The 24487-nt window shown below is 62.1% G+C and carries 15 protein-coding genes; 8 read left to right on the top strand and 7 right to left on the bottom strand.

Annotated features, from left to right (window positions below; all coding sequences use genetic code 11):
- The first annotated feature begins 77 nt into the window (after nucleotides 1–77).
- Nucleotides 78–1532 carry a TrkH family potassium uptake protein gene (locus tag PBDP_RS07755; protein WP_116831738.1) on the top strand — a complete coding sequence of 485 codons (1455 nt, stop codon included), beginning with the start codon at nucleotides 78–80 and terminating at the stop codon, nucleotides 1530–1532.
- Here the strand turns inward: PBDP_RS07755 and PBDP_RS07750 are convergent.
- Complete coding sequence (locus tag PBDP_RS07750) at nucleotides 1489–2550, bottom strand: AraC family transcriptional regulator (RefSeq protein WP_163854879.1); 1062 nt, start codon at nucleotides 2548–2550, stop codon at nucleotides 1489–1491. The two genes, PBDP_RS07755 and PBDP_RS07750, sit on opposite strands and share 44 nt — an antisense overlap.
- 185 nt (nucleotides 2551–2735) lie before the next feature.
- Here PBDP_RS07750 and PBDP_RS07745 point away from each other — a divergent pair, with 185 nt between their 5' ends.
- Nucleotides 2736–3047 carry an Mpo1-like protein gene (locus PBDP_RS07745; RefSeq protein ID WP_109751825.1) on the top strand — a complete coding sequence of 104 codons (312 nt, stop codon included), beginning with the start codon at nucleotides 2736–2738 and terminating at the stop codon, nucleotides 3045–3047.
- A gap of 32 nt (nucleotides 3048–3079) precedes the next feature.
- The gene (locus PBDP_RS07740; RefSeq protein ID WP_212802052.1) at nucleotides 3080–3670 is read left to right on the top strand and encodes an HD domain-containing protein; all 591 of its coding nucleotides are present in this window, start codon (nucleotides 3080–3082) and stop codon (nucleotides 3668–3670) included.
- A gap of 59 nt (nucleotides 3671–3729) precedes the next feature.
- Here PBDP_RS07740 and PBDP_RS07735 read toward each other — a convergent pair whose 3' ends face one another.
- Nucleotides 3730–4545: a UDP-2,3-diacylglucosamine diphosphatase gene (locus PBDP_RS07735; protein ID WP_212802051.1), complete on the bottom strand. Its 816-nt coding sequence runs from the start codon at nucleotides 4543–4545 to the stop codon at nucleotides 3730–3732.
- Between the two features lie 135 nt (nucleotides 4546–4680).
- Between PBDP_RS07735 and PBDP_RS07730 the strand changes: the two genes are divergently transcribed.
- Nucleotides 4681–5430 (top strand): helix-turn-helix transcriptional regulator, encoded by a 750-nt coding sequence (locus PBDP_RS07730; RefSeq protein WP_109751318.1) that lies wholly within the window; start codon nucleotides 4681–4683, stop codon nucleotides 5428–5430.
- A 92-nt stretch (nucleotides 5431–5522) separates the two neighbouring features.
- Nucleotides 5523–6413, top strand: a complete 891-nt coding sequence (locus tag PBDP_RS07725) for a DMT family transporter (RefSeq protein WP_163854887.1) — start codon at nucleotides 5523–5525, stop codon at nucleotides 6411–6413.
- Here PBDP_RS07725 and PBDP_RS07720 read toward each other — a convergent pair.
- Nucleotides 6407–6694, bottom strand: coding sequence for an Rdx family protein (locus PBDP_RS07720; protein ID WP_109751316.1), 288 nt, complete (start codon nucleotides 6692–6694; stop codon nucleotides 6407–6409). The two genes, PBDP_RS07725 and PBDP_RS07720, sit on opposite strands and share 7 nt — an antisense overlap.
- Nucleotides 6695–6766: 72 nt before the next feature.
- Here PBDP_RS07720 and PBDP_RS07715 point away from each other — a divergent pair, with 72 nt between their 5' ends.
- Nucleotides 6767–8956 (top strand): patatin-like phospholipase family protein, encoded by a 2190-nt coding sequence (locus PBDP_RS07715; protein ID WP_176688437.1) that lies wholly within the window; start codon nucleotides 6767–6769, stop codon nucleotides 8954–8956.
- Nucleotides 8957–9112: 156 nt separating this feature from the next.
- On the opposite strand, the gene PBDP_RS07710 is transcribed toward PBDP_RS07715, so the two are convergent.
- The 3 genes from PBDP_RS07710 to recQ all read right to left on the bottom strand — a co-directional run bounded on the left by PBDP_RS07710 (nucleotide 9113) and on the right by recQ (nucleotide 13872).
- Entirely contained in the window at nucleotides 9113–11074 is a 1962-nt protein-coding gene (locus PBDP_RS07710; protein WP_212802050.1) for a FimV/HubP family polar landmark protein, read from the bottom strand.
- Between the two features lie 119 nt (nucleotides 11075–11193).
- Entirely contained in the window at nucleotides 11194–11628 is a 435-nt protein-coding gene (locus tag PBDP_RS07705) for a MarR family transcriptional regulator (protein WP_003199001.1), read from the bottom strand.
- A 117-nt stretch (nucleotides 11629–11745) separates the two neighbouring features.
- A complete protein-coding gene (gene recQ, locus PBDP_RS07700) occupies nucleotides 11746–13872 on the bottom strand; it encodes a DNA helicase RecQ (protein ID WP_109751313.1) in 2127 nt (708 codons plus the stop codon).
- Nucleotides 13873–14346: 474 nt separating this feature from the next.
- Here recQ and PBDP_RS07695 point away from each other — a divergent pair, with 474 nt between their 5' ends.
- Both PBDP_RS07695 and PBDP_RS07690 read left to right on the top strand, forming a co-directional pair.
- Complete coding sequence (locus tag PBDP_RS07695) at nucleotides 14347–14934, top strand: UPF0149 family protein (protein ID WP_109751312.1); 588 nt, start codon at nucleotides 14347–14349, stop codon at nucleotides 14932–14934.
- 8 nt (nucleotides 14935–14942) lie between these two features.
- Entirely contained in the window at nucleotides 14943–15338 is a 396-nt protein-coding gene (locus tag PBDP_RS07690; protein WP_109751311.1) for a YbaN family protein, read from the top strand.
- Nucleotides 15339–15499: 161 nt separating this feature from the next.
- On the opposite strand, the gene PBDP_RS07685 is transcribed toward PBDP_RS07690, so the two are convergent.
- The gene (locus PBDP_RS07685; protein ID WP_212802049.1) at nucleotides 15500–24067 is read right to left on the bottom strand and encodes a retention module-containing protein; all 8568 of its coding nucleotides are present in this window, start codon (nucleotides 24065–24067) and stop codon (nucleotides 15500–15502) included.
- Nucleotides 24068–24487 lie beyond the last annotated feature (420 nt).

Genomic DNA, 24487 nt, shown 5'->3' with positions numbered 1-24487 from the left:
GCGCCGCCGGGTGCCGGTTTACATGACGCTTGCCACAGGTAGAATGGCGCCCTTCCCTTTCAGCCTGAGCGGACTTCATGGCGTTGCCGACCCTGCGGATCATTGGTTTCATCATCGGCATCTTCCTGATCACCCTGGCGATCTTCATGGTCGTGCCCATGGCCACCCTGGTGGTCTTCGAGCGCACCCACGAGCTGCCGTCGTTCCTGTGGTCGAGCATGATCACCTTCGTCGCCGGCCTGGCCCTGGTGCTTCCCGGGCGCCCGGAACACATCCACCTGCGCCCGCGCGACATGTACCTGCTGACCGTCAGCAGTTGGCTGGTGGTGTGTATCTTCGCCGCGCTGCCGTTCCTGCTGACCCAACACATCAGCTATACCGACTCGTTTTTCGAAAGCATGTCCGGCATTACCGCCACCGGCGCCACAGTCCTCAGTGGCCTGGACAACATGTCCCCGGGCATCCTGATGTGGCGCTCGCTGCTGCACTGGCTCGGCGGTATCGGCTTCATCGGCATGGCGGTGGCGATCCTGCCCCTGCTGCGTATCGGTGGCATGCGGCTGTTCCAGACCGAATCGTCGGATCGTTCGGAAAAAGTCATGCCCCGTTCCCACATGGTGGCACGGCTGATCGTGGCGTCCTACGTGGGCATCACCATTCTCGGCACCCTGGCGCTCTGGTGGGCCGGGATGAGCCTGTTCGACGCCATCAACCATTCGATGTCGGCGATCTCCACCGGCGGTTTCTCCACTTCGGACCTGTCCCTGGCCAAATGGACCCAGCCAGCCGTGCATTGGGTCGCCATCGTCATCATGATTCTTGGCAGCCTGCCGTTTGCCCTGTACGTCTCGACGCTGCGGGGCAATCGCCGGGCGCTGATCAAGGACCAGCAGGTCCAGGGGCTTATCGGCGTGCTGCTGGTGACCTGGCTGGTGCTCGGCACCTGGTATTGGGCAACCACCGACCTGCATTGGCTGGATGCCCTGCGGCACGTGGCGCTGAACGTGACGTCCATCATCACCACCACCGGCTTCGCCCTGGGCGACTACAGCCTGTGGGGAAACTTTTCGCTGATGCTGTTCTTTTATCTGGGATTCGTCGGCGGTTGTTCAGGCTCGACGGCCGGCGGGATCAAGATCTTCCGCTTCCAGGTCGCCTACATCCTGCTGCGGGCCAACCTTAATCAACTGATCCACCCTCGTGCAGTGATCAAGCAGAAATACAACGGTCATCGCCTCGACGAAGAAATCGTCCGCTCGATCCTCACGTTCTCGTTCTTCTTCGCCATCACCATCTGCGTGATCGCCCTGCTGCTGTCGCTGCTGGGCGTGGAATGGATGACGGCGCTGACCGGCGCGGCCAGTACCGTGTCGGGCGTCGGCCCGGGGCTGGGGGAAACCATCGGGCCGGCGGGCAATTTCGCACCGCTGCCGGACGCAGCCAAGTGGATTCTGTCGGGGGGCATGTTGCTGGGCCGTCTGGAGATCATCACAGTGTTCGTGCTGTGTATCCCGGCGTTCTGGCGTCACTGACCGGTGCAGGCTGGCTCGCCAGGCGTGCCCGGTATTCACCAGGCGTGGTGTCGAACCAACGGCGAAAGGCCCGGAAAAAATTGCTCGGGTCGGCAAACCCCAGCAGGTAGGCGATTTCCAGCAACGTCATGCCCGGCTGCGCCAGGTACTGCTCGGCCAGTTCGCGCCGGGTGTCTTCGAGCAGGTTCTGGAAACTCGTGCCCTCCTCTTGCAGGCGCCGCTGCAAGGTGCGCTGCGACAGGTGCAGCGTCTGCGCCACCACGTCACGCTTGGGCTCACCCTGGGGCAACAACCGGCACAACACCTGTCGCGCCTTGTGGGTCACGCGGCTTTCCGAAAAGCGCGCGAGGTACTCACCGGCAAACCGGTCGTGAAGCTGCGCCATGGCTTCGTTGGCCGTCGGCAGTGGCGCCTCCATGTCGGTCGGTTCAAAAATCAGCGCATCATAAGGCGCGCCGAACACCAGCGGCGCGGGGAAGGCTCGGTGATAAGGCCCCAGGTCCAACGGCTCGGCCCCCTGAAACAGCACCTTCACCGGGTGCAGGGTGCGCCCGGTCAACCAACTGCACAGGGCCAGCGCACAGGCCAGGGAGGCTTCGGCACTTTGGCGAGTGGGGGGCAGATGGTCGCCATGCACCGTCAGGATCAGCCCGTAGCCTTCTTCCAAGCGACGAAAACTCAAGTCGGCGCTTTCGGCAATGATCCGCTGGTAACGCACCAGCCGCTGGAAGCCCTCTGCCAGGGTGCGACTGGACATCAAGGCATAGCCAACCACATGGAACGAGGCCGGACGCACCACTTTGCCCATGTTCAAGCCAATGGCCGGGTTACCCGACAACTCGACCGCCCGTTGCCAGAGCCGCGTCATCGAGTCCTGGGGGAAACGGGCATCCGGATCGTCCAGGGCCTCGAAGTCCAGCCCCAACTGCTTGAACAGCGCCCGGCAATCGACGCCGTCCATTTCCAATGCCTTGACGATCCCCATCGCCCAGCTTGAAGAAGTCGTTCGTTCGCTCATGACGTTTTTACTTGCATGACGAGCCGCAGGGTACGGCTGGATTGGCGAAGGATAGCAGTGTCTTTCATTACAAAAACAAGGGGTATTTGTAACACAGGACACTAGAGTGGCGCCCATTGTCACTAGCCGCTGTCCATGATCGCTCTAGACTTCAATAAACAACAATGACCACAGAGCTCGCAGTCGTGGAAAACGCCAGACGATTCAATACGTTCACTGAGTTCTACCCGTATTACCTCAGCGAACACAGCAACAGCACCTGCCGACGCCTGCACTTCGTCGGTACTTCCCTGCTCTTTGTGATTCTCGCCGTGGCGCTCGTCGCGGGCACCTGGTGGTGGTTGATCGCCCTGCCAGTCGCTGGCTACGGCTTTGCCTGGGTCGGGCATTTTTTCTTCGAAAAGAACCGGCCTGCCACGTTCCAGCATCCGTTCTACAGCCTGCTTGGCGATTTCGTCATGTACCGCGACATGCTGCTGGGCAAGGTGGCGTTCTAAGCGTTGAATGCCCATGAGCCAAAGGACCCTCGATGAATACGCATGCACGCTTTACCCACATGCAGGACGGCACCCAGGAAGACTGGGCGATCATCGCAGCCGATTTCAGCGCCTACGCGCGACAGTTGCCGGGCCGGATCCTGGCCCACTTGAAATTGCTGGACGGCGACTTCGGCGGGTTCCCGGTGGATCGCCTGACCCATTCCCTGCAAACCGCCACCCGTGCCTACCGCGACGGGCGCGACGAGGAATACGTGGTCTGCGCCCTGCTTCACGACATCGGTGACACCCTGGGCTCATACAACCACCCGGATATCGCGGCGGCGATCCTCAAGCCATTCGTCAGCGCCGAGAACCTATGGATGGTGGAGAAACACGGGATTTTCCAGGGCTATTACTTCTTCCATCACCTGGGCATGGACCGTCACCTGCGCGAGCAGTTTTGCGAACATCCGCAGTACCAGGCGACGATCGACTTTTGTGCGAAATATGACGCGGCGGCGTTCGATCCGGAGTACGACACACTGCCGTTGAGTTTCTTCGAGCCGATGCTGGAAAGGGTGTTTGCCACGCCGAAGCAATCGATCTACAAGGCGGCGATGGCTGAACAGCCCATGCTCTGACAGACACAGAAAATCCCTGTGGTGAGGGGATTTATCCCCTCGCCACAATGGTGTAAGGCTCACGCAGGTTCGGCGACTTTCAGTGCCTTCAACTGCGCCTCCCGCGCCTGGGCGTCCGCCAACCGATACAACTCGATCGACCCATCCCAATGCTCGATCAACGCCGTGCACGACTCGACCCAATCACCGCAATTGAGATACTCCACCTCCCCCACCTTGCGCATCTCGGCATGGTGGATATGCCCACAGACCACACCGTGCAGTTCGCGCTTCACGCATTCATGGGCGATAGCTTCTTCGAAATCGCTGATGAAGCTGACGGCGGTCTTGACCTTATGCTTGAGGTACGCCGACAACGACCAGTAACCGTAGCCGTAACGGGCCCGCCAATGGTTGAGCCAGCGGTTCAGCGTGAGGGTGAACTCGTAGGCCGAATCGCCGAGGAACGCCAGCCAACGGTGGTAGCGGGTGATGACATCGAACTGATCGCCATGGATCACCAACAGGTGCCGACCATCGGCGGTGACGTGCACCGCTTCGTCCACCAACTGGATATTGCCCAGGATCAGCTTTGAATAGCGCCGCAGGAACTCGTCATGATTGCCGGTGACGTAGATCACTTCGGTGCCGCGCTTGCTCATGGTCAGCAAGCGGCGAATGACGTTGGTGTGGGCCTGGGGCCAATACATGCCACCGCGCAGTTTCCAGCCATCGATGATGTCTCCTACCAGGTAGATCTTGTCGGCGTGGTAACCCTTGAGGAACTGCGACAAGTGCTCGGCCTGGCAATCCCGGGTGCCCAGGTGCACATCGGAAATCCACAGGGTGCGAACACGCTGTTTGCGGCTGGGTCTGGCGAGCTCGGCGCTGGTCATTGGGCAACCCTCTGATCGTTTTTGCCACTGTGCACGCCAGCGGTTAATGGCCCATGACAAACACAAGTCCATTGCATGACAGCGCCGGGCGTTGCGCCCTAGGTGTATGCTGGCGGCCTGACACGGGAGACCGCGATGAGACCGATCCTCACGCTACGCCACTACAGCCACGACTTGATCGTCCACAGCCATGACCACGCGCAACTGGTGTTCGGGTTGTCTGGCGCGCTGGATTTCGAGGTCGAAGGCCAGGGCAGCCAGGTGGTGCAACAAAGCTTCGTGGTGATACCGGCCGGTGCGCATCACGCCTGTGGCAGCCCCCATGGCAGTCGTTGCCTGGTGCTGGATGTGCCCAGTGATGATTGGGTCGGGCAATGCCTGGGGGATCACGCCGACGCCAGCCGCCGCTTGCTCGACGACACCGCGCGCCTGCCCCTGGATGCGGGGCAAAGCCAGTTGGTCACCTGGTTGGCCGGCAGCCCGGTGGACGACCCGGTGATCGCCCAGCAAGGCGCGGTGCTGCTGCTGGCGAGTCTCAATGGTGCTCGCCAGGAAACCCTCGGTGGCCGGCGCCTGCCTTATGCCGCACTCAACGCCCATATCGACCGGTACGCGGCCTATCCGCTGCAAGTGGCGGACCTGGCGCAGGTCGCCGGTCTCTCCAGCGCCCGCCTGCATGCGCGCTTCGTCGCCGAGTGCGGGCAAACCCCGATGGATTACATCCGCAGCCGCCGCTTGCACAAGGCCGTGGCGTTGTTGCGTGATTCGCAATTGCCCATCGGCGAGATCGGCCAACGGGTCGGCTACAGCTCCCAGAGTGCCTTCGCCGCAGCGGTACTGCGCGAATTCGGCGTCTCGCCGGGCAAGCTGCGGCGTCAGCGCTAGATTCGCGCTAAAAATCGCTAGGATCGCGACAGACAGAAGCGCTCGGCAACAGGTTCAATACCCTGACGCTCAACCGTTGGACAAGGATTGAAATGACGCCCCGTACTGCCCTCGGCGCCCTGCATATTGGCGCACTCATGTTTGGCCTGACCGGTGTATTCGGCAAACTCGCCGCGGCTTCACCAGCGGTCATCGTGTTCGGTCGCGCCGTCTTCGCTGTGCTCGCCCTGGCGATGTTTGCCCGGTTTGCCAGCAGCAGCCGCTGGCAAAAACTGCGGGCACAGGATGGCCGGCGGTTGCTGCTCGGGGGGCTGTTGCTGGCCGGGCACTGGGTGAGTTTCTTCATTGCCGTGAAGGTTGCCGGCGTGGCGATCGCCACGTTGGGGTTCGCCAGTTTCCCGGCCTTCACGGTATTGCTCGAGGGGCTGATTTTCCGCGAGCGGATTCGCGCCAATGAAATCTGGCTGGTGGTGCTGGTGAGCATTGGCCTGGTGTTGGTCACGCCGAACTTCGACCTGGCCAGCGGCGCCACCACCGGTTTGCTGTGGGCCGTGGCCTCGGGGTTGCTGTTTTCCCTGTTGTCATTGACCAACCGCGCCGGCTCGGCGCACGTACCGCCCGTACAGGCCGCGCTGTGCCAGAACGTGGTGGTCGGGTTGTGCCTGTTGCCAATGGCCGCGCCACAATTGAGCGACGTGCGCCCCATCGACTGGTTGTGGATCGGCTTGCTCGGCGTGTTCTGCACTGGCCTGGCCCACAGCCTGTTCGTCGCCAGCCTGGCGGTGATCAAGGCCCGCACAGCGGCGGTAGTCTTCGCCATGGAGCCGGTCTACGGCATCGCCATGGCCTGGTGGCTGTTCGATGAAAACCCGACACTGCGCATGCTGCTGGGCGGCGTGGTGATCATCGCGGCCATCGTGATCTCAAGCCAACTGGGCGGTTCGAAGAAACCGGGGGTTGGCGCTCAAGCCGCGTCTCACTGAACCCGATCGTTGTGGCCCAGGTCCCGCGCCGGGTCGATTTGGTCGCGGACCCGCTGCTTGAGGACCTTGGCTTCGGGAAAACCGCCATCGGCCTTGCGCTCCCAGATCTGCGTGCCGTCGCAACTGATGTGGAACACACCACCAGTACCCGGCACCAGGGACACTTTGCCCAAGTCATCGGCGAAGGTGCTGAGCAGTTCCTGGGCCAGCCAGGCGGCGCGCAACAGCCATTGGCACTGGGTGCAATACGTGATGACGACTTCCGGTTTGTGTTCGGTCATTGCGGGTGAACTCCTGGGTTCGAAGGCGTCGTTATAATACCTGCCTTTGATCGCCCGCCCCCGAGATTGACGATGCGCCGCCTGCTGCCCCTCCTGCTTCTGCTGCTGTTGCCCTTTTTCGTCCAGGCCGTCGAAACGCCACGCCCGAAAATCGGCCTGGTGCTATCCGGCGGCGCGGCACGGGGGCTGGCCCACATCGGTGTGCTCAAGGCCCTGGAAGAGCAAGGCATCAAGATCGATGCCATCGCCGGCACCAGCATGGGCGCGGTGATCGGCGGGCTGTACGCCTCGGGCTACAAGATCGACGAACTGGAAAAACTCGCCCTGGGCATCGACTGGCAACAGGCGTTGTCCGACGCCCCACCGCGCAAGGACGTGCCCTTCCGGCGCAAACAGGATGACCGCGACTTCCTGGTCAAACAGAAACTGAGCTTTCGCGACGACGGCAGCCTTGGCCTGCCCTTGGGGGTCATCCAGGGCCAGAACCTGGCCTTGCTGCTCGAAAGCCTGCTGGCCCACGCCAGCGACACCCGGGACTTCGACAAACTGCCGATCCCTTTCCGTGCAGTTGCCACCGACATCGCCAGCGGCGAAAAAGTGGTGTTCCGCAAAGGCCACCTGCCCAAGGTCATCCGCGCCAGCATGTCCATCCCGGCGGTGTTCGCCCCGGTGGAACTGGACGGCCGGCTGCTGGTGGACGGCGGCATGACCGACAACATCCCGCTGGATGTGGCCCGGGAAATGGGCGTGGACGTGGCCATCGTGGTCGATATCGGTACGCCCCTGCGCAACCGCAAGCAACTGGTCACGGTGGTCGACGTGTTGAACCAGTCGACCACCTTGATGACTCGGCGCAACTCTGAAGAGCAACTGGCAACCCTGAAAAAAGACGACGTCCTGATCCAGCCGGCCCTGGCAAGCTTCGGCTCCACTGACTTCGGCCGGGCCCGGGAGATGATCGACGCCGGCTACCGCGCCACCCGGATACTCGAGGCGCGCCTGGCCCCTCTACGCCCTTCCGAAGCGCCCGACGCCGAACTCATGGCCGCACGCACCCCAAGCGAACGCACGCCGGTCATCACCGCCATTCGTGTGGAGAACGATTCGAAAGTCGGCGATGACGTGATCCGCTATTATATTCGCCAGCAGATTGGCGAGCCGCTGGACCTGGGGCGCCTGCAGACCGACATGGGCACGCTCTACGGCCTGGATTATTTCGAACAGGTGCAATACCGCGTGGTCCGCAAGGGCCCGGACCACACACTGGTCATCAGCGCCCGGGGCCGACGCACCGGCACCGACTACCTGCGGCTGGGGCTGAGCCTGTCGGACGACATGCGCGGCGACAGCGCGTTCAACCTGGGGGCCAGCTATCGGGTCAACGGTATCAACCGCCTGGGCGCCGAATGGCTGACCCGGGCGCAGATCGGCGACAGGCAGGAGTTGTACAGCGAGTTCTACCAGCCGTTGGATGTCGGCTCACGCTACTTCATCGCCCCTTATGGGCAGTTTGAATCGCGAAACGTGGAATCCATCCTGGACAACGATCCGGTGGCCCAGTATCGCGTCGAACGCTATGGCTTCGGCCTGAACGTCGGCCGACAGATCGGCAACAGCGGCGAAATCCGCCTGGGTGTCGGCCAGGCCTGGGGCAAGGCGGATGTGCGCATTGGCGATCACGACCAGCCCAGCGAAAACTTCAATGAAGGCTTCTATGACCTCAAGTACTCCTTCGACTCCTTCGACAACGTGTACTTCCCCCATGAAGGGGAGGACATCGGCCTGACCTGGCGCCAATACGAACCGGGGCTGGGTTCCGACCAGCGTTACCGCCAGTGGGAATTCAAACTGGACAAGGCCCTGAGCAGCGGCCCGGACACCTTCATCCTGGGCGGGCGCTACGGCCGGACAATGGACACCGCGGAGGTCGTGACATCCAGCTTTGTACTCGGCGGCGCACGGCAACTGTCGGGCTTTCGCGAAGACGGGGTCTCCGGGCAGAACATCAGCCTGATGCGCGCCGTGTATTACCGCCGGCTCACACCGCGGGCCTACCTGCCGCTGGACTTGCCGCTGTACATCGGCGGCTCATTGGAACGCGGCAGGGCCTGGAACAACGACAACGAATTCGACAGCGGCTACATCAACGCCGCCAGTATTTTCCTGGGGTTCGATACACCGCTGGGGCCCCTGAATTTCAGCTATGGCTTTAACGACGATGATGAACAGGCGGTTTATCTGAACCTGGGGCAGACGTTCTGATAGCGATGCGGTATTGGATTATCCGCCGCCGATCCATTGTGGGAGCGAGCCTGCTCGCGATAGCGTCGGCACATTCAATATCGAACAAGCTGCCCCACCGCAATCGCGAGCAGGCTTGCTCCCACACGGGCTCGCTGGGGTTCACCAATCCGAAGTTCAGCGAATCCCGGCCAATAGCACTCGCGCAGTCTGCTTCAAAGGTTCGTCCCCCTCTTCGAGCAGTTCTTCAAGCAGGGAGACGGCGGTCTTCAGGTCCCCATCATCGATGCAATTCTGCGCCTGCTCCAGCTTGAGCGAGTGTTCCGGAGCCTGGGGTTCGAGGGGCATGGCGTCCAGGGAAACAGGTTCAAGGGTCAGCGGCTCAAGCTCCAGCGACTGCTCCTCATCGGCAAAACCGTCGAGAAAGGCATCGTCCAATGACTCGGTTTCCAGCGGCGCTTCCCATTGCAAGTCCGGTTCGTCGAAGCCTGAAAGCGACAAGCCATCGGCCACATCGGCGGCAAGGGGAGAATCAGCGTCTTTTCTGACAGTGTTGTCCTGGGCATCGGCCAGGTCCCAACTGGTTTCCATGGACAGTGCATCCAGGTCCAACTCGAATTCGTCACTGGGCACCGGCTCACGTTCGGGAGCAGATGCAGGAACCGGTACCTGAGGTTGCGCCGATGCCACTGTCGGTGCAGCGATCGCGGCAACCTTGGGGTAACGACCACGGATTTCCGCCAACATCCCGGCATCGATACCCTGTGCCAGTAGATGATGTTCCTGGGCCTGGAAACCGATGACATCGCCCTGCTTGCCCAGTACCTCCAGCAACTTGAGACCCAGGTCGGTGCGTTCCGGCTCCGCCAGCAACGCGGCACGCAACAGCCCCGCGGCTTCGGCGAAACGACCGTAGGTCAGGTAAATCCCGACGCCCTCCAGCACATCACCCAAGGGCGCATCCCCATTATTGAACGATGCCGCGGGCTCGGACGGCTCCGTATCGGGAATTGATGCAAAGGTTTCGTCGCCCTCCTCCAGCATCGGCCCGGGACGCCCGCTTATCGGCTCCAACTCGGCCTGCTGCTGCCGGCGCCGAACCAATAGCAACAGCGCCAGCAACCCCAACAGGCCCACCAACCCCGCCACCCATGACCAATTGATGCCCTCTGGCTCGACAACCGGCTCTGTAGCGGGCAGTGCGTCCGGTGCCGGTTCCGATGCGGGGAGCTGCGGCTGCGGTTGCGCCGCTGCAACGGGGGCTGGCGCCACTTCGGCCAACCGGGTCTGCAATTCGCTGATCTGCTTGCGCTGGCCAGCGATTTCCTCATCCTGGGCCTGGAGCCGGGCTTGCAGTTCATCGATGGTTTTCTGTTGCTGCTGGTTTTGCAGCACGCTGGCGGCCAGTTGTTCATCGGACGCAACGGATGCCTGGCCGGCGCTGGTTGCAGCAGACGTCGGCAGCACGGCTGAGTCAGGCAATAACAAGCGCTGGCCGATGGAAAGCCGGTCGCTGCCGGGGTTCAAGGCCTGGATGCCCTGCATCAGTTCATTGACCGACGCATTGCTACCGGCATCATGCAGGCGCTTGGCGATGATCCAGGGGTTGTCTCCCGGCACCACCGTGTAGCGCTTGCCCTGTAGCGCCGGGGGCGGCTTGATCGCCGGCATCGCGGGCTGCGGGGCCTCGGCAGGTTCGTCACGGACCGGCATGATACCCGGTGTGCCCGGCGGGTCGATCAGTACGGTGTATTCGCGCAACAGGCGCCCGTTGGGCTGATTGAGCTGCACCAGGAAATTGAGAAACGGTTCCTCCACCGGTTTGCTGGAAGTCACCCGAATGAAGCTGCGCTCCCCGCGCAATACCGGGGTGAAGCGCAAGTTATTGAGAAAGAACACCCGCTCCACACCCGCACGACTGAAATCGTCCGGGCTCGCCAGACTGGCCGACAGATCGCCCTCGCCGATCCCAGCCACATCGACCAAGGCGATATCGGCGCGCAACGGCTGGTTCAGGGCAGAATGGAGCGTGATCTCGCCAAGCCCCAGCGCTGACGCCAAGGCCGAATACCCCAGGGCACCCACGACGACCGACACGTTGACCCAACTGCGCAACGTGGACTGCAAACTTTCAAGCATGGGCATCCCTTTCGATTACCAGAACCAACCTCGGCGTAAACGCCCCCAATAGGAACGCTTACTACTGGTTATAGTTCGCTAACCGGCGAATCTCAAAAGTCTGACGCCAGGGATCTGCCTCAGGATTTTTCCAGGTTGGCCAGGATCGTACCGTGGACCCGCATGCACACGCGCATGTCCGCCTCGTCGACACCCTCGAACAACTCACGACGCAATTGCGTGGCGATGGTTTCGATTTGTTCGATCAACGGTAGGGCCGGTGCGCACAGCACGATTTTCTTGGCCCGGCGATCCTCGGCCACGGCCTGGCGCTGCACCAGCCCCTGGGTTTCCAGGCTGTCGAGCAACCGGGCCAGGGTCGGCCCCTCGACGGCGACACTCTGGGCCAGTTCACGTTGGGTCGGTGCCTGTTCGAAACGGGCCAGGTGCAGCAGCACCAGCCAACGCGCCTGGGACAAGCCCAACCCGGCCAGGCGACGGTCCAGTTCGGCACGCCAGCCGCGAGACATTTGCGCCAACTGCATGCCAAAACGGTGTTGATCGGTTAACGGCATAAAAAACTCATCAGATCTGAAATAGAGAAAAACTAATTATTAGTCAGCTAAGCATGAGCTTTGGATTCAAGCAAGGTTCGCCTTGCACTGAATCGTTAAAGGAACGCAACTGACTGATCAGACTTCAAATTCCGACTGCAACGCAGCCCTGACGCAGTACAGCACGCCTTCGGGAACTCGTCCGACAAACAATGCAGCGACTTCAGACACTGGCGGTAACTCGCCTTCGCCATCCAGGAACGCGTCCTGTACCTCTCCCATCAGCTCTTCGGGCAGATCCAGTGCCTGTTCCAGGGATAACTGCTGTTTGCCGATGGCCTCGGCCAGCATCGTGTAGACGTTCTTTTCCGAGCACTGCAATTGCCCGGCGATCTGCAACGGCGTCATGCCGGCGCGAGCCAGGGTGATGAGTTCGTGGCGTACATCGGCCACCGCTTTCGGTGCTTCGGCCTCGCCGCCCAGTACCTGGAGGAAGGCCTCGCCATAGCGTTCCAGCTTGCGCGCGCCGACGCCACTGACCCGGGCCATTTCCGCCAGGGAGGTGGGCTGGCTGCGGAGCATTTCCAGCAGCGTCGAGTCGGGGAAGATGACGTACGGCGGCACGCCGTGTTCTTCGGCCAGCTTGCGACGCAAGGCGCGCAAGGCTTCCCATTGATCGCGCTCTTCGCCGCGCACCAGTTGGCTGGCCTGGCTCTTGCTGCTCTTGATCGCCGTTGCCGGCTTGAGGTCGCGGCGCAGTTCGAGGGTGACCTCACCCTTGAGCAAAGGCCGGCAGGTTTCAGACAAACGCAGGCCGCCGTAGCCTTCCAGGTCGATGTCGGCCAGGCCGCGGGCCACGAGTTGTCGGAACAATGAACGCCATTCACTCTCGGTGCGGGCCTTGCCCACCCCGAATACCGAAAGGTGCTGATGACCGAAGTTGCGGATCTTCTCGTTGTCCTTGCCCAGCAACACGTCCACCAGATGCCCCACGCCATAGCGCTGGCCAGTGCGAAAAATCGCCGACAGGGCCTGGCGGGCCGGCTCGGTGGCGTCCCAGGTTTCCACGCCATCGACGCAGTTGTCGCAATGACCGCACGGCTGAGGCATGTCTTCATCGAAATAGGCCAGCAGGGTCTGGCGACGGCAGCGGGTTTCTTCGCACAGCGAGAGCATGGCGTCGAGCTTGTGCTGTTCCAGGCGCTTGTGGCGCTCATCGCCTTCGGAGTTCTGCAGCATCTGCTTGAGCATCACCACGTCTTGCAGGCCGTAGGCCATCCAGGCGTCGGCCGGCAAGCCATCACGGCCGGCCCGCCCGGTTTCCTGGTAATACGCCTCGAGGGACTTGGGCAGGTCCAGGTGCGCGACAAAGCGCACGTTGGGCTTGTCGATACCCATGCCGAACGCAATGGTGGCCACCATGATCAGGCCTTCCTCGTTGAGGAAGCGCTTCTGGTGATAGGCCCGCAGGTCGTTGGGCAGGCCCGCGTGATATGGCAACGCCGGGAACCCCTGCTCACACAGAAACGCTGCCACTTCATCGACTTTTTTGCGCGACAGGCAATAGACAATGCCTGCATCGCTACGGCGCTCGGCGAGGAACGCCAGCAACTGCTTGCGCGGCTGCTCCTTGGGCACGATGCGGTAGAAAATATTGGGACGGTCGAAGCTCGACAGGAACCGCTCGGCATCCTGCAAGTGCAGGCGCTCGACGATTTCTTCGCGGGTGCGCTTGTCGGCGGTGGCGGTCAGGGCGATGCGCGGCACGTCGGGGAACAGTTCCGCCAGTTGCCCCAGTTGCAGGTATTCACGGCGGAAATCATGGCCCCACTGGGACACGCAGTGGGCTTCGTCGATGGCGAACAGGGCGATCTCCAGGCTCTGCAGGAACGCCAGCATGCGCGGCTGCACCAGGCGTTCCGGGGCCAGGTACAACATCTTCACTTCGCCGCGCTTGATGCGCGTCGCCAGGTCCCGCTGTTGCTCGGCGCTGAGGGTGGAGTTCAGCGAAGCGGCGGCGACACCCAGCTCCTCGAGGGTCGCGACCTGGTCGTCCATCAGCGCGATCAGCGGCGAAACCACCACCGCCAGGCCGTTGCGCAGAAGCGCCGGCACCTGGAAGCACAAGGACTTGCCGCCGCCGGTGGGCATCAGCACCAGGGCATCGCCACCGCTGGCCACGCGCTCAATAATGGCACCCTGGCGGCCACGGAAACTGTCGTAGCCGAAGATGTCCTTGAGGACGCGTTGAGCCTGTTCGAGCATAGAAACTCCAAAAATCACCGAAACATCCCTGCAAGGCTGGTTCAGAATCGCAAAAGCTGCACCGGCGAATCGTAAGTGCGCGTTTCAGACCGGCGGACGCCGCAGGGCATCACAAAACGCGGCAGTATACCCGAGGCCTTCGTTGCGAAGGGCGTCGCTGACAAGAGGCTCTTTGGACTTTGAAGATAAGGAAGCCGAACACTGCATGTGTGGCGAGGGGATTTATCCCCGCCGGGCTGCGCAGCAGCCCTCTCGGCTTACCAGGTGGATCGCAAACTCAGGTGGCCATTTTGGGTCTGCTGCGCAGCCCAACGGGGACAAATCCCCTCGCCACAGGGACCGAGTTCAGCCCTTCTTTTTCGGTACGCCCCCCAACCCTGCCCTCATGGGCAAGGCAAATACACCACGCGGCTGGCCTGGGCGCTCAAGAAGGCCTAGAATTCCCGCATTGTTTATTCCCCAAGGTAGCCCGTAATGTCCTTCGCTGAGCAACTGACCCGCCTGCAAGTCTTCCTCGATGCCGATGAGCTGCACGATGAAGCGCTGGACTACGTGGCCGCTCATGGCTACCTGACCGCCCTGTCCATCTGCTCCGAACAGGTGCCGGACCGTGAGTGGATCGACGCCCTGTTCGCCGAAGAGCCGCATTACGCCAGCGAAGCCCAGCGCGCCGAAATCGAATCCACGCTGGTCGGCCTCAAGGCCCACATCGCCCGCCAACTGGCCTCCGACGAAGAATTCGAACTGCCCTGCGAACTGGACCTGGGCGATGACCCGGACGATTCGGAACTGCGTGGCTGGTGCATCGGTTTCATGGAAGGCGTGTTCCTGCGCGAAGCCGCCTGGTTCGAAACCGCCGAAGAGGAAGTCAGCGAAATGCTGCTGCCGATCATGGTCGGTTCCGGCCTGTTCGACGAACAACCGGAGTTCTCCGACATCGCCGCCGATGCGAACCTGATGGACGACATGATCGTCCAGATCCCCGAAGCCCTCACCGCCCTGTACCTGCTGTGCAACGCCCCGGACGAGAAACCGGCGATCCTCAAGCCTCGTCACCACTGAGTAACCGGGTGTCCGCGCCCATCGGCAACCGCCCGTTGATCCTGCGTTACGCTCTACTGGCCATCGGCTGGTTGAGCGTGGTGCTGGGGGTCATCGGCATCTTCGTCCCCGTACTGCCCACCACCCCTTTCCTGCTGCTGGCCGCAGCGTGCTTCGCCCGCAGCTCGCCGCGCTTCTACCAATGGCTGGTGGAACATCCCCGCCTCGGCCCGTGGATCCGCGACTACCTCAGCGGCAACGGCATCCCGCTCAAGGGCAAGGTCTACGCCATTGGGCTGATGTGGGCGAGCATCCTCTTTTCCTGCTACCTGGTGCCCTTGCCGTGGGCGCGAGGGTTCATGCTTACCAGTGCGGTGCTGGTGACGGTTTATATCCTCAGGCAGAAGACATTGCGAAAACCCTGAGTATGAGTGCGGCGCATTCCCCTGTGGCGAGGGGATTTATCCCCGCTGGGTTGCAAAGCAACCCCAAAACCAGACGCCGCGCAGCGACAGATGGCCCCTACCGACCGGTTTGCGACTGCTGCGCAGCCGAACGGGGATAAATCCCCTCGCCACAGCAGCCCTCACACCGTGTCCACCTTCAACGAATGGTCATTCAACATGCCGTTAATGATGGTCGCCGTGTCCGCGCCCGCGATCATCCCGTCCGCGCCCGGCGTGACGCCATAGTGGCTGGCAAGGTTGACGCCGGCCAGGTCGATGGTCTGGCTTGGCGTAGCGCCAGCGGTGGCGCTGACGTCGATACTGGTCACGAGCGACGCACCGCTACCGGTGACAGAGAAGTGCAGGTAATCGTCCAGTGACGCCGCACTGCCGTTTTCCCCCTGCAACAGTTGGGACAAGTCGAGTTTATCGAGGCCAGGCGTGAAGTCGGTGATCACGTCATGGCCGCTGTTACCCGCTTGCCACTGGAAGGTATCGGCACCGCTGCCGCCAGTCAGGGTGTTGTTGCCCAGGCCGCCGATCAGCAAGTCGTCGCCGCCACCACCATTGAGCACGTCATGGCCCAATCCGCCGTTGATGCGGTTACTGGCGCCGTCGCCGGTGAGGGTGTCATTGAAGTTCGAACCGATCAGGTTTTCGATACCGGTCAGCGTGTCGGTGCCGGCGCCCAAGGTGTTCTGCGCCGCCAGCAGGCCCAGGTTGACGGTGACCCCGGCGGTCGCATGAGCATAGCTCGCGGTGTCATTGCCCGTACCTCCATCGAGCAGGTCGTTGCCCGCGCCGCTGTAGAGCAAGTCATTGCCTGCCCCGCCGTGCAAGGTATTGTTGCCCGAACCGGCGCTGAGTATGTCGTTGCCGTCGCCAGCATTGAGGGTGTTGTCACCGCCGCCGGCCATCAGCACATCGTCCCCGGCGGTGCCCGTCAGGGTATGGCCGGCCTGGTAACTGATGCCTACCGACGCGCTATCACTGCCGCCATGATTGTCGCTGGCGGTGTAGCTGCCGTGGTAATCCGACGTGCTGTCCTGCGCCCCGGCGTAGTTGACGGTCAGGGTCAGTTGATAGTTTTCCGCAGCGTTGGCGTTTCCACCGCCCGCATTGGGGATGTTGGTGACGTGGATCTGGTAGTTGCCATCCGCTGCCGCGGTGAAAGAAGCGCCGTCACTGATCGCGATGAAAGGCCCGCCGTTGAGTGAATACTCCATGGCAATGCGACCGGCCGCCAGGTTGTGGTCCAGGGTGAGGGTTTCACCCTGCTTGAGGCTGATGTTGAGCCGGTCCTCATCGTTGGCATTGTTATTGGACACCATCCCCAGTGCACCGCTGACCACCAGCGCCGCCGTCATGCTCGCGGTATTGGCGACAAAGGCGCTGCGGCTGAGGTTGATTGACTGCACGTTGTTACCGGTGAAACTGACCGTGCCGGTACTGCCGGTAAAGTCCGAGCCCTTGGCGGCCCAGCCGGTATTGAAGCTGGTGGGCGAAGCGGTGAGCGGATCGCCGTTGGCGTCGCTGTCGTTACCCAGCAGCAGCTCACCCGGGATCACAATGTTGCCCGACAGCACGTTGGTGATGATGTTGTCGTCGACGGCGATCGGTGGGCTGTTGGGCACGACATTGATCACCAGGTTGGAGCTCGCCAGGTCACCGTCATTGTCGCTGACGGTGTAGCCGATGTGCTCGGTGATCAAGGTGCTGGTGGCAGTCTGGGAGGTGTAGCTGAACGCACCGGTATCCAGGTTGACCACCAGGGTACCGTCGTGATCGGTGGCGATGCTCAACGTGTTGGTGACGGTATTGAAAGAGCCGTGGTTGGCCCCGCCACTGGCGCTCAGTGCACCTTGGCCACTGTTGGCCGCCGGGTCGTAGCTGTACGTGGTGCCGTCGACCACCAGGCTTTTGACAAACCCGCCATCGGCGCCGAACGAGCCCCCCTCGCCCAGCAGGTTGCCAGTGACCGGCGCACCTTGCACGGTGTCGGAAAGCACCGAGTTGAGCTGGCTCAGGTCGGTGACCACCACCGCGTTGGTGTTGGTGTGGGCGCTGCCGTCGTAGGCCAGCGGGTCGAGGTGGGCGTTGCTGACGCCACTGCCCAGGCCAATGGCGTAGTTCTTGATGCCGTTGGCGTCGAGGAAGGCTTTCCAGGCGGCCTCGTCTGCCGAGCCGATTTCACCCAAGGTCGGCTTGCCGTCGGAGAAGAAATAGCCGACGTTCTGTGCGCCGGTCAGTTGGCCTGGATTTTCGAACGCAGTCTTGGCCATCGCCACGGCAGCATCATAATTGGTGTCACCGTGCGCGCTCAGCGCCGAGATCAGCGTCTTGGCAGTTGCCACATCCACCCACAGGGTGCTCTGGTCGGTGGCACTGCCGCTGAAGGTCACGAGCTGGACTTTCACATCGCCCATGTCGTCGTATTTGTCGAGCAAGGCGCTGATCGCCTGTTTCGCCAGGTCCATCCGCGAGAGCCCCGGCACGCCGGAGGCATCTTTCATGCTGCCAGAGACGTCGAGCACGATCAGCAGGTTGGTATCGATCTCCACCGCCGTGACCGAACGCTCGGACGCAACGGCCTTTGGCACGTCATCGACGATGCTGACCACCAGGTTACCGGTGGTGCTGTTGCCCAAGGCGTCTGTGGCCTGATAGGTGAAGCTTTCGCTCAAGGCATTCGGACCATCGTTGGCGTGGGGCGTGGTGCTGGCCGGCGAGGTCAGGGTGTAGGTGTACGACCCATCAGGATGGAGCAGCAACTGGCCGTAGGCGCCCGTGGCGTTGCCCACCAGGGTAAAGGTGACGGCGCCCGTGGCACCGCTGACCGACCCGACCAAGCTGCCACTGGCGGTTTCCCCGGTGGCGCTCGGGTCACTGCCGGTGACGGTGCCGGGGGCCAGGTCCTGGCCATCCTGGGTCAGGTCCAGGGCTTTTTCATAGACGGTAATCTCGTGATCGGTTTCCGCAACGAGGCAGCTGTTGTGCACGTCAATGGTGATGGTCGTGGTGCTTTCATCGCCATCGGCGTCGCGCACGGTATAGGTGAAGACATCGGTCGCGCCCGGAGCACTGACGGTATTCGGGTTGCTGTGGTAGACGGCGTTGCCGTTGGCGTCCAGGGTCAGGTAGCCGTAGGTGCCGTTGATTTGAGTGTTCAAGCCGCCAATCGCCGGGTTCGAGGTGTCGTTGCCGGCGCGCACACCAATGACTGCACCGCCGTCGGCACCGAGTACGTCGTTGTCCAGCACATTGCCGCTGACCGTGCCGCCCTCCAGCACCGAGGCAACATCGGCATGGGCGCTGGGCACGTCGTCGACGATGTCGATGACGATGGTGCTGGTGACCGTATTGCCCAACGAGTCCGTCGCCTGATAGGTGAAGCTTTCGCTCAACACATTCGGGCCATCGTTGGCGTGAGGCGTGGTGGCGGCTGGCGCCGTCAGGGTGTAGGTGTAGGAACCGTCGGGCTGAAGCGACAGTTGACCGTAGGCTCCGGTGGCGTTGCCCACCAGCGCGAAGGTCACTGCGCCCACGGCGCCGCTGACCGAGCCGACAAGGCTGCCGCTGGCGGTCTCGCTGGTGGCGCTCGGGGCGCTGCCGGTGACGGTGCCGGGGGCCAGGTCCTGGCCGTCCTGGTTCAGGTCGAGGGCTTTTTCGTAGACGCTGATTTCCTGGTCCGATGTGGCGACGAGGCAGCTTTCGTGAACATCGATGGTGATGGTGGTGGTGCTTTCATCGCCGTCGGCGTCACGCACGGTGTAGGTGAAGACATCGGTGGCACCCGGAGCACTGACGGTATTCGGGTTGCTGTGGTAGACGGCGTTGCCGTTGGCGTCCAGGGTCAGGTAGCCGTAGGTGCCGTTGATTTGAGTGTTCAAGCCGCCAATCGCCGGGTTCGAGGTGTCGTTGCCGGCGCGCACACCAATCACCATGCCGCCGTCGGCGCCAAGTACGTCGTTGTCCAGCACATTGCCGCTGACCGTGCCGCCCTCCAGCACCGAGGCAACATCGGCATGGGCGCTGGGCACGTCGTCGACGATCTCGATAACGATGGTGCTGGTGACGGTATTGCCCAACGAGTCTGTGGCCTGGTAGGTGAAGCTTTCGCTCAACACATTCGGGCCGTCGTTGGCGTGAGGCGTGGTGGTGGCTGGCGCAGTCAATGTGTAGGTATAGGAACCGTCGGGCTGAAGCGACAGTTGACCGTAGGCACCGGTGGCGTTGCCCACTAGCGCGAACGCGACTGCGCCAACGGCGCCGCTGACCGAACCGACAAGGCTGCCGCTGGCGGTCTCGCTGGTGGCGCTTGGGGCGCTGCCGGTGACGGTGCCGGGCGCCAGGTCCTGGCCGTCCTGGTTCAGGTCGAGGGCTTTTTCGTAGACGCTGACTTCCTGGTCTGGCGTAGCGACGAGGCAGACATCGTGGACATCGATGGTGATGGTGGTGGTGCTTTCATCGCCGTCGGCGTCGCGCACGGTGTAGGTGAACACATCGGTGGCACCCGGGGCGCTGACGGTGTTCGGGTTGCTGTGGTAGACGGCGTTGCCGTTGGCGTCCAGGGTCAGGTAGCCATAGGTGCCGTTGATCTGGGTATTCAAGCCGCCAATCGCCGGGGTCGAGGTGTCGTTGCCAGCGCGCACGCCAATCACCGCCCCACTCGCGGCCGGCCCGTCGGCACCGCCTTCGTCGTTATTCAGGACGTTGCCACTGACCGTCCCGCCTTCATCCACCGAGGCGGAATCAGCGTGGGCAGTCGGCAGGTCGTCGACGATGTTCACGTCGAGGTTGCCGTTGGCGGTGGTGCCGTTGTCGTCGGTGACAACTACGGCAAATTGCTCGCTCAGGCTGTTGGCACCATTGGCGTTTGGATGGGCTTCATTGTCCAGCAGCGTGTAGCTGTAGCTGACCACGCCTGTGGTGGCGTTGTAGCCGGTGATGGTCAGGGTGTTGCCCAGCGCGGTGGTAATCGATTGTGGGAAACCGGCTGCCACGCCGCCGGTGACGACGTTGATGCCGCCGACGCTCAAGGTCTGCACACCGTCCAAAGCAGTAATCGTAAAAGTACCGCTTTGCGTCAGGGCCGGCGCATCCGGGCTGCTGCCGTCGCTGAGGTTTTTCTCCTGGACCGTCAGCTCACCGCCTTCGGTGTCGAGGCCAGTGATGATCACCGGGTCGTCGTTGTTGTGCACTTGCAACACCAGGTTCGCGGTACTGGTGTCGCCATCGGCATCGGTCAGGGTGTAGGTGAAGGTCTCGCTGCCATTGCCGCCGCCGTGCAAACCTTTGAAATCGGCGTCGGCAGTGTTGAGGGTGTAGGTGTATGAGCCGTCGGCGTTGAGCACCAGGGTGCCGTAGGTGCCGGTGAAAGTGCCAGGGGTGATCGGACCGGAGGCCACGTGATCCGCGCCTTGGGTGTCATTGGTCAGCACGCTGCCGGTCAGGGTCAGGTTGGTTTCCGAAGCGGTGCTGGCGTTGCTGTCGTCCACGGCTTTTGGCAGATCGTCAACGATGTTCACGTCGAGGTTGCCGTTGGCGGTGGTGCCGTTGTCGTCGGTGACAACCACGGCAAATTGCTCGCTCAGGCTGTTGGCACCGTTGGCGTTTGGATGGGCTTCATTGTCCAGCAGCGTGTAGCTGTAGCTGACCACGCCCGTGGTGGCGTTGTAGCCGGTGATGGTCAACGTATTGCCGAGTGCGGTGGTAATCGATTGCGGGAAACCGGCTGCCACGCCGCCGGTGACGACGTTGATGCCGCCGACGCTCAAGGTCTGCACACCGTCCAAAGCAGTAATCGTAAAAGTACCGCTTTGCGTCAGGGCCGGCGCATCCGGGCTGCTGCCGTCGCTGAGGTTTTTTTCCTGGACCGCCAACTCGCCACCCTCGGTGTCGAGGCCGGTGATGATCACCGGGTCGTCGTTGTTGTGCACTTGCAGTACCAGGTTCGCGGTACTGGTGTCGCCATCGGCATCGGTCAGGGTGTAGGTGAAGGTCTCGCTGCCATTGCCGCCGCCGTGCAAACCTTTGAAATCGGCGTCGGCAGTGTTGAGGGTGTAGGTGTATGAGCCGTCGGCGTTGAGCACCAGGGTGCCGTAGGTGCCGGTGAAAGTGCCAGGGGTGATCGGACCGGAGGCCACGTGATCCGCGCCTTGGGTGTCATTGGTCAGCACGCTGCCGGTCAGGGTCAGGTTGGTTTCCGAAGCGGTGCTGGCGTTGCTGTCGTCCACGGCTTTCGGCAGGTCGTCAACGATGTTCACGTCGAGGTTGCCGTTGGCGGTGGTGCCGTTGTCATCGGTGACAACGACGGCAAATTGCTCGCTCAGGCTGTTGGCACCATTGGCGTTTGGATGGGCTTCATTGTCCAGCAGCGTGTAGCTGTAGCTGACCACGCCTGTGGTGGCGTTGTAGCCGGTGATGGTCAGGGTGTTGCCCAGCGCGGTGGTAATCGATTGTGGGAAACCGGCTGCCACGCCGCCGGTGACGACGTTGATGCCGCCGACGCTCAAGGTCTGCACACCGTCCAAAGCAGTAATCGTAAAAGTACCGCTTTGCGTCAGGGCCGGCGCATCCGGGCTGCTGCCGTCGCTGAGGTTTTTCTCCTGGACCGTCAGCTCACCGCCTTCGGTGTCGAGGCCAGTGATGATCACCGGGTCGTCGTTGTTGTGCACTTGCAACACCAGGTTCGCGGTACTGGTGTCGCCATCGGCATCGGTCAGGGTGTAGGTGAAGGTCTCGCTGCCATTGCCGCCGCCGTGCAAACCTTTGAAATCGGCGTCGGCAGTGTTGAGGGTGTAGGTGTATGAGCCGTCGGCGTTGAGCACCAGGGTGCCGTAGGTGCCGGTGAAAGTGCCAGGGGTGATCGGACCGGAGGCCACGTGATCCGCGCCTTGGGTGTCATTGGTCAGCACGCTGCCGGTCAGGGTCAGGTTGGTTTCCGAAGCGGTGCTGGCGTTGCTGTCGTCCACGGCTTTCGGCAGGTCGTCGACGATGTTCACGTCGAGGTTGCCGTTGGCGGTGGTGCCGTTGTCGTCGGTGACAACGACGGCAAATTGCTCGCTCAGGTTGTTGGCACCGTTGGCGTTTGGATGGGCTTCATTGTCCAGCAGCGTGTAGCTGTAGCTGACCACGCCCGTGGTGGCGTTGTAGCCGGTGATGGTCAACGTATTGCCGAGTGCGGTGGTAATCGATTGCGGGAAACCGGCTGCCACGCCGCCGGTGACGACGTTGATGCCGCCGACGCTCAAGGTCTGCACACCGTCCAAAGCAGTAATCGTAAAAGTACCGCTTTGCGTCAGGGCCGGCGCATCCGGGCTGCTGCCGTCGCTGAGGTTTTTTTCCTGGACCGCCAACTCGCCACCCTCGGTGTCGAGGCCAGTGATGATCACCGGGTCGTCGTTGTTGTGCACTTGCAACACCAAGTTCGCGGTACTGGTATCGCCATCGGCATCGGTCAGGGTGTAGGTGAACGTCTCGGTGCCGCTTCCGCCACCGTGCAACGCGACGAATTGCGGGTCGCTGGTGTTCAGGGTGTAGGTGTACGTGCCATTGGGGTTTAGCACCAGAGTGCCGTAGGTACCGGTGAACGTCCCGCCAATGATCGGCCCACTGTCGGGACCGGTGGGGATCCGGTCGGCGCCCTGGTGATCGTTGGTCAATACGTTACCCGTGAGGGTGACGAGGGTTTCCGAGGCTGTGTTGGCGTGGCTGTCGTCGATCGCCTGGGGCACGTCGTCGGTGATGTTGACATCCAGGGTCCCGGTAGCGGTGTCGCCATCGGAATCGACGGCAACGACCGGGAACTGTTCGGTGATGTTGTTGGCACCGCCACCGGCAGGATGGGTTTCATTGTCCGTCAGAGTGTAGGTGTAGCTGACCACGCCGGTAGTCGGGTTGTAGCCGGTGATGGTCAACGTGTTGCCCAGCGCCGAGGTGATGGTTTGAGGGAAACCTGCGGGCACACCGCCAGCAATCACGCTGATGCCGCCGATGCTCAGGCTGCTCAGCCCATCGGGGGCAGAAACCGTGAAGGTGCCGCTTTGCACCAGTGCACTTGGGTTGCTCGCCGAACCATCGGCCAGATTGGCCTCATTGGTGGTCAGTTCGCCGCCTTCCACGTCCACGCCATCCAAGGTCACGGGGTTGTCTGGTGTTTCGGGGGTGACTGGCGGCACGGTGCTATCGCCGTCGTTATCCGGATCACCGGCCAGGCGCAGTTGCGGAAACTCGGGTATCCCGTTGAACCCGGCCGTGGGGAAGCCAATCTGCGGATCGACCTCGCCACCGACTTCTTCCAACAACACGAAACTGTGCCCGCCGCCCACGCCTCCGGGGTTACCACCCTCGGGGCCCGCGGCCGTGGCTTCGCCGGTCTGGGTCGGGTCGGCACCGGCGGCGATGGCTTGTTGCAGTTTTTGTACGTCGGTCAGTTGCGCGTTACTCGGTGTCAGCGCTTCAGGCGTGTCGACATGGGGCGCGTGGTTGGCAAGCAGCTGTGGGGTGAGGGTCAGGTTGCTTCCGCGTCCCAAGGTCAATTCCTGGCCATTTTGCAGATGCACCGCCACGGCCCCTTCGCCCCCGGTGATCAGGTGTTCGCCGGCATAGAGCCGGTCGCCTTCGACCAAAGGCCGCCGCAGGCCACCGGCCGCTTCTGCGAAAACCTGCCCGACCACTTTACTGACGATACCGATGAGCGCTGCCATGTGCATTTCCTCCGTTGCCGACCGCAATCGGCACCTGTCTGGGTGAAGAATCCGTCCTCAGGTTGGCGACCGGGAAAGCTGGAAAATCTGCCAGCTTTCGTGAAAGCGGAAGGTGCTGGCAATTCGCCAAAACGACAAAAAACCGTCACACAACCTTGCTTCTCACATCGCCCTTTCGGCACTTCTTCACATCGCTTAAAAAACTGAACGGAACTTTTATTGACGCCTAAAAGCCGTCAGAACCCGCGAATTCAAAGGCTTTCGCTTTGAACAATGTGCTGGTTTTTTTCAAGTACATAAGTTTTTTTCGGCATAAGCGTTATGAGAAATTCTTCTTAGGTTTTGCGCAGGATGTTCTTAGCTGTGTTGTTACAAGGTTGAAACGGTTTTGATCTTAAATACGTCAATATATTGGCGACA

It is taken from the genome of Pseudomonas sp. St290 (genome assembly GCF_018325805.1).
GTDB classification, from domain to species: Bacteria; Pseudomonadota; Gammaproteobacteria; order Pseudomonadales; family Pseudomonadaceae; genus Aquipseudomonas; species Aquipseudomonas bijieensis.
The sequence above is the reverse complement of the archived record's forward strand: the minus strand, read 5'-3'. Positions and strand labels throughout refer to the sequence as shown.

Bases quoted from the DNA above. Each gene is read 5' to 3' on its own strand.
- PBDP_RS07705 (WP_003199001.1), bottom strand. From the start codon at position 11,628: ATGCCGTTAACCGATCAACACCGTTTTGGCATGCAGTTGGCGCAAATG.
- PBDP_RS07740 (WP_212802052.1), top strand. From the start codon at position 3,080: ATGAATACGCATGCACGCTTTACCCACATGCAGGACGGCACCCAGGAA.
- PBDP_RS07750 (WP_163854879.1), bottom strand. From the start codon at position 2,550: ATGAGCGAACGAACGACTTCTTCAAGCTGGGCGATGGGGATCGTCAAG.
- PBDP_RS07725 (WP_163854887.1), top strand. From the start codon at position 5,523: ATGACGCCCCGTACTGCCCTCGGCGCCCTGCATATTGGCGCACTCATG.
- PBDP_RS07695 (WP_109751312.1), top strand. From the start codon at position 14,347: ATGTCCTTCGCTGAGCAACTGACCCGCCTGCAAGTCTTCCTCGATGCC.
- PBDP_RS07730 (WP_109751318.1), top strand. From the start codon at position 4,681: ATGAGACCGATCCTCACGCTACGCCACTACAGCCACGACTTGATCGTC.
- PBDP_RS07685 (WP_212802049.1), bottom strand. From the start codon at position 24,067: ATGGCAGCGCTCATCGGTATCGTCAGTAAAGTGGTCGGGCAGGTTTTC.
- recQ (WP_109751313.1), bottom strand. From the start codon at position 13,872: ATGCTCGAACAGGCTCAACGCGTCCTCAAGGACATCTTCGGCTACGAC.
- PBDP_RS07710 (WP_212802050.1), bottom strand. From the start codon at position 11,074: ATGCTTGAAAGTTTGCAGTCCACGTTGCGCAGTTGGGTCAACGTGTCG.
- PBDP_RS07720 (WP_109751316.1), bottom strand. From the start codon at position 6,694: ATGACCGAACACAAACCGGAAGTCGTCATCACGTATTGCACCCAGTGC.
- PBDP_RS07755 (WP_116831738.1), top strand. From the start codon at position 78: ATGGCGTTGCCGACCCTGCGGATCATTGGTTTCATCATCGGCATCTTC.
- PBDP_RS07715 (WP_176688437.1), top strand. From the start codon at position 6,767: ATGCGCCGCCTGCTGCCCCTCCTGCTTCTGCTGCTGTTGCCCTTTTTC.
- PBDP_RS07735 (WP_212802051.1), bottom strand. From the start codon at position 4,545: ATGACCAGCGCCGAGCTCGCCAGACCCAGCCGCAAACAGCGTGTTCGC.